The sequence below is a fragment of the Streptomyces albus subsp. albus genome, assembly GCF_000719865.1.
Taxonomy (GTDB): Bacteria; Actinomycetota; Actinomycetes; order Streptomycetales; family Streptomycetaceae; genus Streptomyces; species Streptomyces albus_E.
In genome coordinates, this window is the sequence record NZ_JOID01000004.1 from 242,787 (window position 1) to 254,442 (window position 11,656).

Consider the following 11,656-nt stretch of genomic DNA (forward strand, 5'->3'; position numbering starts at 1 on the left):
GGACCAGCCGGGTCGGCCGGCGCCGGCTCAGCCGCCGGCGGCCTCTCCCGGACCCGGCACGTTCCGGAAGCGGAACGGCTCCGGTTCGCGGCCGGGCTGGATGAACCAGCACTCCCCGGTGGCGTCGCCGGTGAGGATGCGCAGCACCGTGTCGGCCACGACCTGCGCCGGGATGATCGGCAGCTGCTGCGAGGAGAGCATGTCGCGGATCGGGTCGATGATCCGCGACTCCGCGAAGCCCGGGCAGATGGCGTTGAAGCGGACGCCCTCCGGCGCCAGGGCCGGGCCCAGCGAACGCGCCAGGCCCACCACGGCGTGCTTGTTGGCCGCGTACAGCGGGTCGAACGGCACCGCCGTCAGACCCGCCAGGGAGGCGGTCGCCACGATCGACCCGCCGCCGCGGGCCCGCAGCGCCGGCAGCACCGCGTGCGCGCCGTAGACGACGCCGTCGAGGTTGGCGCCCATCGCCCGCCGGTACCGGACCGGGTCGAAGTCGTCACCGATGCCGCAGCCCGTCGCCACACCCGCGTTCAGGAAGGCGATGTCGACACCGCCGCAGCGCTCCACGGCGAAGTCCACCAGGGCGCGGTTGGCGTCCAGGTCCGAGACGTCGCAGCTGCGGAAGTGGCCGCCGACGAGCCGGGCCACCTCCTCGCCGCCCGCCGCGTCCAGGTCGGCGACGACCACCTCGGCGCCCGCCTCCGCCAGCGTCAGCGCGGTGGCGCGGCCCAGGCCGGACGCGCCTCCGGTGACGATGGCGACCTTGCCGCTCAGCGGCTTCCCCGGCCGCCCCTCCGCCCGGCCGCCCCCGGCCCCCGCGGCCGTCACGCCAGCTCCAGCACGAGCTTGCCGACGTTCTCCCCGCGGAACAGCATCTGCAGCGTCTCCGGGAAGTCGTCCACGGTGCCCTTGACCACGTGCTCCTTCACCTTCAGCCGGCCCTCGCCGATCCAGCCGGCGATGTCCCGCGCGGCCTCCGCGTAGCGCTTGGCGTAGTCGAAGACGACGAAGCCCTCCATGCGCGCCCGGCGCACGAGCAGCGTGAGGTAGTTCGAGGGGCCGCTCACCGCCGTCTCGTTGTTGTACTGGCTGATGGCGCCGCAGATCACCACGCGCGCGTGCATCGCCAGCCGGGTGAGCGCCGCGTCGAGGATCTCGCCGCCGACGTTGTCGAAGTAGACGTCGATGCCGTCCGGCGTCTGCTCGCGCAGGGCCCGCTTCACGTCCCCGGCGCGGTAGTCGATCGCCGCGTCGAACCCGAGCTCGTCGGTCAGCAGGGCGCACTTCTCCGCGCCGCCCGCGATGCCGACGACCCGGCAGCCCTTCACCTTGGCGATCTGGCCCACGATGGAGCCGACCGCGCCCGCCGCGCCGGAGACCACGACGGTCTCGCCCTCCTTGAGGGCGCCGACGTCCAGCAGGCCGAAGTAGGCGGTCATGCCGGGCATGCCCAGCGCGCCCAGGTAGGTCGAGGCCGGCGCGAGAGCGGTGTCGATCTTCAGGGCGCCCTTGCCGTCGGAGACGACGTGCTCCTGGACGCCGAAGGTGCCGACGACGTGGTCGCCGGGCTGGTAGCCGGGGTGGTTCGAGGCGGTCACCTCGATCACCGAGCCCGCCCGCATCACCTCGCCGAGGCCGACGGGCGGCAGATAGGAGGGCCGGTCGTCCAGCCAGCCGCGCATCGCGGGGTCCAGCGAGATGAAGCGGGTCCGCCCGGCGAACTGGCCCTCCCCGGGCTCCTCGACGGGCGCCGTGGCGTGCTCCCAGTCCCCGGGCTTGACCTCGCCGACGGGACGGGCTGCCAGGCGGATCTGGCGGTTGGTCGCTGACATGAAGCCTCCTGTTGAGTGCCGCGCAACCAGCACCATACCGACCGGTACGTACGATGCGGTGTGTGCCGTGCGCCACACGGTATGCCGACGCCCCCGCCCGCCGGGACGGCGGACGGGGGCGAGGGTGGAGGGAGGGGAGGGGAGCGGCGGGCGCGCCGCCCGCGCGGCTCAGGCCGCCGGGGCCGGGTAGGTCGGGTACTCCACCCCGGAGACGTACTGGACGACGCGGACGACCTGGCAGGAGTAGCCGAACTCGTTGTCGTACCAGAGGTAGAGGATGGCGTTGTCGCCCTCGACCTTGGTGGCGCCGGCGTCGACGATCGAGGCGTGGCGCGAGCCGATGAAGTCGTTCGAGACCGCGTCGGGGGCGCTCGTGAAGTCGATCTGGCGCTTGAGCGGCGAGGTCAGCGACACCTCGCGCAGGTGGTCGAGGACCTCCTGGCGGGTGGTCTCGCGGGCGAGCTGCAGATTCAGGATCGCGATCGAGACGTCCGGCACCGGGACGCGGATCGAGCTGCCGGTGATCTTCGCCTGGAGGTCCGGCAGCGCCTTGGCGACGGCGGAGGCGGCACCGGTCTCGGTGATCACCATGTTGAGCGGCGCCGAGCGGCCGCGGCGGTCCGACTTGTGGTAATTGTCCAGCAGATTCTGGTCGTTGGTGAACGAGTGGACCGTCTCCACGTGGCCGCGCAGCACGCCGTACTCGTCCGCCATCGCCTTCAGCGGCGGGACGATCGCGTTGGTGGTGCAGGAGGCGCAGGACAGGATCTGCTCGTCCGGCTTGATCGTGTCGTGGTTGACGCCGTGGACGATGTTGGGCACGTCGCCCTTGCCGGGGGCCGTCAGGACGACCTTGTCGATACCGGGGCGCAGGTGCTTCGACAGGCCCTCGCGGTCGCGCCAGCGGCCGGTGTTGTCGATGAGGATGGCGTCCTTGATGCCGTACGCCGTGTAGTCGATCGCCGTCGGGTCGTCGGAGTAGATGACCTTGATCTCGTTGCCGTTGGCGACGATCGTGCTGTTCGCCTCGTCGACGGTGATCGTGCCCTGGAACTGGCCGTGGATGGAGTCGCGGCGCAGCAGCGAGGCGCGCTTGACGAGGTCCTGGCCGCCGCCGTTGCGGACGACGATGGCGCGCAGCCGCAGCCCGTTGCCGGAACCGGCCTTCTCGATGAGCAGACGGGCGACGAGGCGGCCGATGCGGCCGAACCCGTAGAGGACGACATCGCGGGGCTCGCGGCGCTCGATCTTGTTCGCGCCCGCGGCCCCGGCGACGGCCTGGGCGGTGAACTCCTCCACCGACAGGCCGCGGTCGTCCGCCTTGTACGTGGCGGCGAGCATGCCGATGTCGATCTGGGACGGGCCGAGGTCGAGCGTGGTCAGCGTCCGCAGGAACGGCATCGTCTCGGTGACCGAGAGTTCCGCGCCGGCGATCTGGCGGGCGAAGCGGTGGGTCTTGAGGATGCTCACCACCGACTTGTTCACCAGGGAGCGGCTGTGCAGCAGGACCGTGACGTCCCGCTCCCGGTGCAACTTCCCGATCATCGGGATCATCGATTCCGCGATCTCTTCGCGGTTTTTCCAGTTGGTGAACGAGTCCACGGTCGCAGTCACTGGTCCATCTTTCGAGCTAGGCGGTGCTCATATGCTAACCGGCTGCTCGTTCGACCCTGCGGGCGGTATGCCTGGTCGGACGGGGTGTGAGCGGGGCCACTGCGGGGCGGGGCGGGGGAGAGGAGGGGAGGGAGCGCCGCTCGGGGTGAAGAGGCCCGGGGCGGCCGGGAGTTGTACCGGCGCCCTTCGCGATGGCAGGTGCGGAGCTCGGCGCCGCGGTCCTCCGCGACGGCGGGTCCCGGGAGAGCGCCGGGGGGGAGGGGGAGGGGAGGGCGGAGGGGAGGGCGGTACGGCCGGTCCGCCCGCTCCTACTCGGGGCGCGCGGTGGCGTGATCCCCGTCCGGGGACGGGTCCCGGTCCCGGTCCCGGCCGCCGCCGAGGGCCTCGTCGCCGTCCCGGTCGCCGCCGGCAGGCGCACCGTCGCCGTCGGCGGACTCACCGGCGGACGCATCGCCATCGCCGCCGCTGCCGTCGCCGTCCTGCCGCCCGTTCCGGCCCCGCCTCCGGTGACGCACGACGAGGTGGACCACGAGAGCCACCACCGCGGCGCCCAGCACGATCTTGGAGGAGAGGCCGACATACGTCTCCACCACATGCCAGCGGTCCCCGAGCCAGTAACCCGCCATGATCAGGGCCGAGTTCCACAGCAGGCTGCCCAGGGCGGTCAGCAGGACGAACGTCCGGAAGGGCATGCGCTCGACACCGGCCGGTACGGAGACCAGGCTGCGGAAGACCGGCACCATCCGGCCCAGGAAGACCGCCTTCGTGCCGTGCCGGGCGAACCACGCCTCCGTGCGCTCGAGATCCGCGGGCTTCAGCAGCGGAACCCGCACCCACAGCCTGTGCAGACGCTCACGGCCGAGCCACGTCCCGGCCCAGTACAGAAGCACCGCGCCCGCCACCGAACCGAACGTCGTCCAGAAGATCGCCGAGGGCAGCCCGAGCACGCCCCGCCCGGCCGCGAAGCCGGTGAGGGGCAGCACGACCTCGCTGGGCAGCGGTGGGAAGAGGTTCTCCAGGGCGATCGCCAGACCGGCCCCCGGCCCGCCCATCGTCTCGACGAGATCCGTGGCCCAGCCCGCGAGGCCGCCGGGGGACTGCTGCGCCTGGGCCGAGGCGGTCATGCCGTGCATACGTGGTCTCCCGTCATCGGCCCGGCCGCGGCGGCTCGGGCCCGTCCCCTCGACTTGAGGTCTCCCGCGGCGAGGCCCCCCTCGCCGGGCCCCGGCGCGGACCGGCGCCCCATGGAGGGGGCGCCCGGGTGCGGTCGTGCGCCGGGGGTCCGCCGGCCACGCGGTCCGTCGGCCCGCGCGGGCCGGCCGGCGACCTGTCCGGTATGGGCTGGTCGATGGCCCATGGGGCGACTTCTTGCCCGTCCGGGGTTTCCGAAACCGCTGGCCACCGGAACACCACCCCCACCCCCACCCGGGCCCGCCCTGTGCGTGCCGACGGCGAGAACCGGAGCTCTCCCGCGGATCACTCGGCGGAGGTCCGGTCCCCGGTCACTCCACCGGGCCCGCGGCGCGCAGCAAGGACGCCCCCGCCGGGGTGAGGGTGTGCAGCACGGTCGGGCCGTTCCGGATGGTGGTGATGAGGCCCGCGTCACGCAGCACGGTGGCGTGTCTGCTGGCGGAGGACGCCGAGACTCCGGCGGCACGGGCGATCTCGCAGGTCGTGGCACCGGCCGACGCGGCGCGCAGGGCGACCGCCCGGGCGCGCCCGAGCAGGGTGACCAAGGACTTCCCGGGGGCGTCGACGCCCTGCGGGGCATCCGGAGGGCTCGGCTCGTGGAGGAGCGAGTACCAGAGCACGGGCGGCATCTCCGGGTCGGCGTAGGCGACCGGCTCACCCCAGTTGAAGTACGAAGGGACGAGCGTGAGCCCACGTCCGTTCAGATACAGGTCCCGGTCCTCGACCTGCCTGGGATAGGCGGCCTCCAGGACCGGAGGGCGCCAGCGCAGCATCGGCCCGAGTCCCGAGAGCATGCCCTCGACCCCGCCGTCCAGAAGCCCGCGGGCGCGCGCCGCTCGCTCCGCCTCGATCCGGGCCTGTGCCCGTTCCTCGTACGGGGCGATCACCGCGTCGTGGTACGTCCGCAGCATCCCCACGAACTCCTTGCGCACCTCCAGCCGGGCCAGCTGCCCGGCCCACGCGGGCGCTCCGACGGTGCGGTCGAGGATGGTCACTTCTTGCAGGACCCGCCGCGGAGGCGTGGCCAGAATTGCCTCCAGTCCGGCGCCCAGATCACCCACCGCGTCAGCGGGCGTCAGAAAGTCCGGAAAATAGGCGGCCCTTGGATACAAGGGCTGGAAGACGCTCCGCAGGACACGCCCCAGCCCCCTCTCCCGCGTCTGCTGCCTGGCCATGCGGTACCACCCCGCGTAGGCCCACCGTCCGCTGCGCGACTGCAACCGGTGCAGACTCGCGGCGACTTCCCAGAGCGGATCAGGCGCGGCGGCGATCCTGGTTCTCGCCAGATCCGTATCGCTGAAATGAATGCGGAGCATGTCGTCTCCCCGTTCGGCATGGCCGGCTGGGAGATCGTAGGTCGCGCAGATCAATACGCAATAAACAGGGGCTCAACGGACATGGCGGGCCTGTCGGGTTCCGCCCGGGACGCGAAGGGTCGCGCCTCCGTTTGCGTGTCCGTCGCTGCCTGCCGGGCGCCCTGATCCCGGTGACGGGCCGCCCGCATCACCGCCCCGGTCAGGGCATCCACCTGCGGTCAGCAGCTTGAAGCGGCACGGCCTGTTCTTGCGCAAGAGACTGAAAACAGTTTCAGGTCAACTTGCCTGTTGCCGGGACGAGTTGTCGCTAAAAGCGTCTTTCGGCGGCTTATCGCCTGGCCCTGCGCGGCTCCAATCGGGCCGGTCGTGGCACGGCGTGCGGTGGTCGCGCGGTGCCGCACGCAAGCCCTTGTGGCTGTTCGGACCGCCATGACCTGCACGGCAAGAAGCCCTGCCCGTTCGTCGCGCGGTGGCCCGGGAAGCGCGATCGGCCTTGCGCAAGTGGCGAAATTTCTTTCAGACTCCATGCGTCACTCCTACGCTCGGGCTCGTTCCATTCGGCACGCTTGGAGGAGGGTCCTCATGTTCACCCTGTCGCGCTCGATCGCCCGGGCCTCGGTTCCGGTGCTGCTCATCGTTGCCGCGGGGCTCGCGCAGCCCGGCGCCGCGTACGGCGTCACCGCCGGCGAGCCGGATGGGCCGGTGTCCGTGCCGGCTCCCGCCTGCGTCCAGTACGAGGCGAGCCGGCGCTACACCTTCGTCACCAACCACTGCGACACCTCCCAGCGGCTCACCGTCAGCTACCGCGACGGCGCCACCCCGCCCTGCCGGAGCGCCGCCCCCGGCGACACCGTGACCTTCCCCGGCCACGGCTTCGGTGGCGACGAGGTGCTGGGGGTCAACCTCTGCTCGTGCGAGGCCGGTTGAGAGCCGGCAGGGTGTGGCGGGCGGGCGAGTCCCACCGGACCGCCGCACGGCGGGGGCGGCACCACCGCGGTGAAGCCGGGCTGTCGCGTCTCTTCCCCGACGGGGTCCGCGCCCTTAGCATGGGAGCGCTCCCACCCCGGTCGGCCGGAACCGGAGCGTGCGACACCCCACGCCCGAGCCCCGAGCCGGCCGCCCTCCTTCGCCCGCCCGCGCGGACACCAGCTTCTCCCTCATACCGAGGCTGACCGCCTCGACCGGACTTCGCGGGCGCGGCGGACGCGCGTACGGCATCGCCGGGAGCGCCGCACGCGCCGGCAGTGACCGGCCGGGAGCCCGGTGAACCGAGGCCCGGCACATCCGATATCAGCGGGGCGGCGCCGGGGTGGGGCGCCGGACCCCCGTACGCATCGATTGGAGAACCATGTCTGGTGTTCTTGCCGCCGGCGGCGCGGCCGCGGCGTTATTCGCCTCTGTGCTGGCGGGCCAGAGCGCGCCGGCGGAAGCGGTTGTGCCGGCCGAGCAGGCGCAGGTCGGTGTCGTGACCGTCAACGGCTCGGGTTGCCCCGCGGGTACGGCCGCCGTCGCCGTATCACCGGACAACTCGTCCGTGAACGTGAGCTACAGCGAGTACCTCGCCCGGACGGGTGCCGGCGCGAACGCCGCCGACCACCGCAAGAACTGCCAGCTCGTCCTGGACGTGAAGGTCCCGTCGGGCTGGACGTACACCATCACCGGTGCGGAGCACCGCGGTTACACCCACCTGGAGAAGGGGGCCACCGGCCTCCAGCAGTCGCAGTACTACTTCCAGGGATCCTCCGAGACCGCCGTCAACTCGCGCACCTTCAACGGGCCGTACGACAGCGAGTGGCGCATCCTGGAGAACACTCCGGCCGCCGAACAGGTCTGGGCTCCCTGCGGTGCGAAGCGGCATCTCAACATCAACACCGAACTACGGGTGGACGCCGGAACCTCGGGCGACAACGCGGCCAACCTCATGGCGATGGAGTCGACGAAGGTCCCGGGCGCGACCTACAAGCTCAAGTGGAAGCGGTGCTAGAGCCCGTCTGACGGGATGTCCCCCGGCGCGCGGTGCGTGCCGGACGGACGGGAGACCGCCCGCCGGTCAGGGCTCCGGCCGGCGGGCGGTCTCCGCGTCTCACCGCCTTCTCGTTCTCTCGTTCTTCCCGTCTTCCGGCGGCTCGGGCGCTCAGTCCGTGGCGGCGGACCGGCGGCGCCGGCCCAACAGCACCGCGCCCCCGGCGAAGGCCGCCAGGGCCGCGCCGGCCGCGGCGGTGGCCACCGCGGTGGTGGAAGCGGCCGGCTGCTCCTCGGCCGAGGCCACCTTCCGGGTCTCGCCGGCCTCGTAGCGCCGGGCGGCGGCCGGAGCGCCGTGCTGGGCGTGCTGCCCGTGCTCGGCCCGCTGCCCGTGCTCGTCGCCGCTCCGGGCCTGCTCGCCGTGCTCTCCGTCGTGGATCGGCTGGGCCTCGGTGTTCTCGAACTCCTCGGCCGCCGCCGCGACCTCCCCGGCGGACAGCGTGCCGGAGCCCAGCCCGGTGACCTCGCCGTTGCCGCCGTCGAACTCGACGTCGGAGCAGGCGTAGAAGTTCTCCGGGCTGTCCGAGCGGACCCAGTGGATGAAGATCATGTGCTTGCCGGTCTTGCCCTCCGGCAGGTCGAGATCCCAGTAGTAGTGGCCCTCGTCGGTGCCCGGGCCGCCGTCGGACGGCGGGTTGGTCGCCGTGTCGATGAGGTCGAGGTCCTTCCACGCCAGCGGGGTGTCGGGCGTCCAGCCGTCCTTGGTGATGTAGACGTCGAAGTCGCCCGGGTGCTTGGCCCAGTTGTTGTACTTCACGCGGATCGTCTCGCCCGCGGTGAGGTGGGTGGTGGGCCAGTCGGAGCGGGCCGCCTCGTAACCGCTGAAATCGTACGGGCCGTTGTTGCCACCGGTGCAGATCTCGCCGTCCGGGATGTAACCCTCGGTCCGGCCCTGCCCGTTGGAGTCGAGCACGGCGAACCAGTTGTACAGCGGTGTGGTGCCGCTCTGGGCCAGGGCGGCCGCGCAGGCCGGGTTGGTCGGGCTCATCGCGCCGTTGCCGCCGATCCCGTCGACGTAGCAGAGGTACTGGCGCGAGCCCGGCATCATCGTCGCGCCGTGCGCGGCGGCCGGGGTGGGCCAGGCCACCGCTCCGGCGGCGAGGGCGGCGGCGCCCGCAGCGCTCAACAGGCGACGGGTGCGGAGCGGGGCGGTCTTCTGTGCGGGCCGCTGAGGGGCCATGGGGTCGGTCTCCTTACGAAAAGGGTCCGGCGCGACGGGGTGTTGGGCGACCCGGAGCCAGGGCCGGGCCCCGGTGGCTCCGGGGCTTGGCGGGCCGGCGTTCCGTCCGGTCTCCCCGTGCCCGCCGATCGCCCGGTGGGCGCGCCGTTCCGCCGGGTGGGGCGGCGGAACGGGGCGGCGGGTCCGAGGTGGCGGCGGGTATGGGGGTTGCGGGTATGGGGGCGCCGGTGAACGGTGCCGCCTCTTCCCGGGCCTTTCCGGACCCGGGTTCGAAGTTTTCGCGGGGCGCCTGAGGTCGCGTCGGTGGGGGGTTGTCGGGATCTTGGGAGCGCTCCCAGGGGAGAGTAGGGCGTTCCTGTGACGGATGTAAACGGCCTTCCGGAATCCGAGGCTCCAGCAACTCCCCCATAACGCGGGCGAAAAGATGGCGGCGAGGTGCGGCTTGCCGGGAAGGGGCCCTCGGGGCCGTGCGGCCCTCCGTCGTGCCTCGGCCGCCCTCCGTCGTGCCTCGGCCGCCCACGCTACTGCTCAACGCCCTCCGCCACTTCTCAGCCGTCCCTTCGTGGTGACCGGCGGCTGATCCACGCAATCGGCGGCCGGCCGGGTCGTGAAGCGGCGGCGCGCCCCCGGAGGTCGGAAGCCGCCTGCGCGTGATCTGCTGCGGACGGCCCGTGTCCCCGATGGTTTCCGCGCCCGTGCCCCGTGCCGTGCCGGTGCCGTGCCGTGCCGTGCCGTGCCGTGCCGTGCCCGTGCCGTGCCCGTGCGTGTCCGCCGTCGTGGGGGATACGGGTCCGGTCGCTGGTGGTGCTTGTCAGCCGTCTGTGGTGGGTGGGTTGGGGTTACGGCGCCGGGTGGGCGGCGCGGTGGTGGTGGCGGGTGCGTCGCGGGCCGGCGGGTGTCGCTGCGGCTGGGGTTACGGCATCCGTGCCGGGGGTTGGCCCGTGGGTCGACTGCCGCTGAGGCTGAGGCTGAGGCTGGGAGTGGGGTTCGGGGGCCGCGGGTGGCGGGGCGAGGGTCGCGGCCTTTATGGGCGTGGAGGCGACGGGGCGTCGCGGCACGTGGCCGTCGCAGATGGAGGAATTGGGGTCTCACGCCCCGGCCCCGGGTGTCGCGAAGGCCGTCGAGAAGGCTGACCGTCACCCGCAGTGTCTGAGCGCTCGCAGCCGAACTGGTCACAAGTGGCCTCTCGTTGACGGTTGCGGTGTCCCCGGACTTCGGGGTTCTGGGCATGGGTGGGGGCCCCTCCGCGCGGTGGTGGAGGGGCTGGCCCGGTGAGCCCGCTGTTGCTGCCGGGGGTTAGGTGGTGGGGGTGTGGGGTGGGTTGGTGTAGGTGTGGCCGGTCGGTGCCGTCCAGTTGACTTCGCCGGTGTCGGCATCCCGTTCCACCTGCCATCCGGCGCGGTGTTTCAGGAGGTGGTGGCGTCGGCACAGGGGCATGAGGTTCTCGGGTTCGGTCTTGCCGCCGGTCTCTGGGTCCTGGTGGTTGAAGGGCTGGATGTGGTCGAGGTCGCAGCGGTGGGCGGGCATCTGACAGGAAGGGAAGACGCAGGTCCCGTCGCGGGCGATGACGTGGCGTTCGGTCTCGGCGGTGGGACGGTAGGTGGTGGGGTCGGTCTTGATGAGCACCCCGGTCTTGGGGTGGGTGATCAGGCGTGCGGTCGTCGTCGGTGTAGGTGGCGGCGTGGGCGTCGATCGCGGCGTCCAACTCCGCCGCCTGCGGAGTGGGGAGGAACGCCGTCCAGGTCGCCATGCCGTCCTCGACCGCCCGGTGCCAGATGCTGCGGTCCTCCCGCCGCCGACGGTGCCGCCGCTCCGCACCCAGTGGGTCAGCCTTCAACACCGCCCGGTTCAGGGCGCGGCGGGTCTGTCCCACCGACTGGGTGGGCATCTTTCCCACCACCATGGCTTCGACCCTTCCCGCGGCTTCGGGGTCGAGGGTGTTGGTGGTCTCGGTGAGAGCCTTGGCCTGCAGGTAGCAGATCTCCCCGCGCTCCAGCAGGCCGACCGTGGTGGGGAACCGGCTCTCCAGGGCGGTGGCCACCGCGAGGCGGTCGGCGGCCGTGGTGCCGGAGAGTTTCAACGCGCAGGCGACATCCTCACAGGCAAAGGTCCAGTCATAGTCCACCAACCCGAACTGATTCGGCGTCGCCTCCACCACCTCCGCCTCGACATCGGCCAGCAAACGCACCTGCTGCGCCTGAATCCACGCGATGTGCCGCTCCCATGCTTTCAACGCGTCGATCCGCCCCGCCGTGGACAGCCCCTCACGTTCCAGCAGGCCGAGCATCGCCGCCGTCTGCGGCCCCGGCACCGCAGAGGCCAGGTGCGCGGCCCACTCATCCGCCGTCACCGGTAGTTCCGGCACCTCCGTGCTCCCACCCGGTGCCGTGGTCTCGCTCTCTTCGAGCAGCGTGGCTTGCATGGTCTCCCCCGTCCGGTCACCCCTCGAACTCCCGCCCCCGCAGCGGGTGTTCCTACCCCCTATTCTCCGTCACGGACGG

Annotated in this window: 8 protein-coding genes and 2 pseudogenes; 2 read left to right on the forward strand and 8 right to left on the reverse strand. The window is 72.2% G+C overall.

All coding sequences use genetic code 11. The annotated features are described in order from the left end of the window. Nucleotides 1-27: 27 nt before the first annotated feature. The 5 genes and pseudogenes from IF83_RS0105590 to IF83_RS0105610 form a co-directional block, all read right to left on the reverse strand. Nucleotides 28-828, reverse strand: a complete 801-nt coding sequence (locus IF83_RS0105590) for an SDR family oxidoreductase (RefSeq protein ID WP_078843186.1) — start codon at nt 826-828, stop codon at nt 28-30. Beyond that, complete coding sequence (locus IF83_RS0105595; RefSeq protein WP_030542900.1) at nt 825-1,832, reverse strand: NADP-dependent oxidoreductase; 1,008 nt, start codon at nt 1,830-1,832, stop codon at nt 825-827. The genes IF83_RS0105590 and IF83_RS0105595 overlap by 4 nt, the downstream gene beginning before the upstream one ends. 168 nt (nt 1,833-2,000) lie before the next feature. Then, nucleotides 2,001-3,446: a glyceraldehyde-3-phosphate dehydrogenase gene (locus IF83_RS0105600; RefSeq protein WP_030542901.1), complete on the reverse strand. Its 1,446-nt coding sequence runs from the start codon at nt 3,444-3,446 to the stop codon at nt 2,001-2,003. A 482-nt stretch (nt 3,447-3,928) separates the two neighbouring features. After that, nucleotides 3,929-4,579 (reverse strand): annotated as a pseudogene (locus IF83_RS0105605) (DedA family protein); the annotation flags it as partial. Nucleotides 4,580-4,948: 369 nt separating this feature from the next. Further along, nucleotides 4,949-5,953 carry an ArsR family transcriptional regulator gene (locus tag IF83_RS0105610; protein ID WP_030542903.1) on the reverse strand — a complete coding sequence of 335 codons (1,005 nt, stop codon included), beginning with the start codon at nt 5,951-5,953 and terminating at the stop codon, nt 4,949-4,951. Nucleotides 5,954-6,535: 582 nt separating this feature from the next. Here IF83_RS0105610 and IF83_RS0105615 point away from each other — a divergent pair. Next, a complete protein-coding gene (locus tag IF83_RS0105615) occupies nt 6,536-6,880 on the forward strand; it encodes a hypothetical protein (RefSeq protein WP_030542904.1) in 345 nt (114 codons plus the stop codon). 508 nt (nt 6,881-7,388) lie between these two features. Then, nucleotides 7,389-7,937 carry a DUF4360 domain-containing protein gene (locus IF83_RS0105620; RefSeq protein ID WP_347877091.1) on the forward strand — a complete coding sequence of 183 codons (549 nt, stop codon included), beginning with the start codon at nt 7,389-7,391 and terminating at the stop codon, nt 7,935-7,937. Between the two features lie 150 nt (nt 7,938-8,087). Here the strand turns inward: IF83_RS0105620 and IF83_RS0105625 are convergent, their stop codons facing one another. The 3 genes and pseudogenes from IF83_RS0105625 to IF83_RS35535 all read right to left on the reverse strand — a co-directional run. Continuing rightward, nucleotides 8,088-9,155, reverse strand: a complete 1,068-nt coding sequence (locus IF83_RS0105625; RefSeq protein WP_030542906.1) for a lytic polysaccharide monooxygenase auxiliary activity family 9 protein — start codon at nt 9,153-9,155, stop codon at nt 8,088-8,090. A gap of 1,296 nt (nt 9,156-10,451) precedes the next feature. After that, nucleotides 10,452-10,781 carry an HNH endonuclease signature motif containing protein gene (locus tag IF83_RS34555; RefSeq protein ID WP_030542907.1) on the reverse strand — a complete coding sequence of 110 codons (330 nt, stop codon included), beginning with the start codon at nt 10,779-10,781 and terminating at the stop codon, nt 10,452-10,454. A gap of 61 nt (nt 10,782-10,842) precedes the next feature. Further along, nucleotides 10,843-11,577: pseudogene (locus tag IF83_RS35535) on the reverse strand (DUF222 domain-containing protein); the annotation flags it as partial. Nucleotides 11,578-11,656: the final 79 nt, after the last annotated feature.

Excerpts from the sequence above, each read along its gene's own strand:
- IF83_RS0105595 (WP_030542900.1), bottom strand. The coding sequence starts at position 1,832 with ATGTCAGCGACCAACCGCCAGATCCGCCTGGCAGCCCGTCCCGTCGGC.
- IF83_RS0105610 (WP_030542903.1), bottom strand. The coding sequence starts at position 5,953 with ATGCTCCGCATTCATTTCAGCGATACGGATCTGGCGAGAACCAGGATC.
- IF83_RS0105615 (WP_030542904.1), top strand. The coding sequence starts at position 6,536 with ATGTTCACCCTGTCGCGCTCGATCGCCCGGGCCTCGGTTCCGGTGCTG.
- IF83_RS0105625 (WP_030542906.1), bottom strand. The coding sequence starts at position 9,155 with ATGGCCCCTCAGCGGCCCGCACAGAAGACCGCCCCGCTCCGCACCCGT.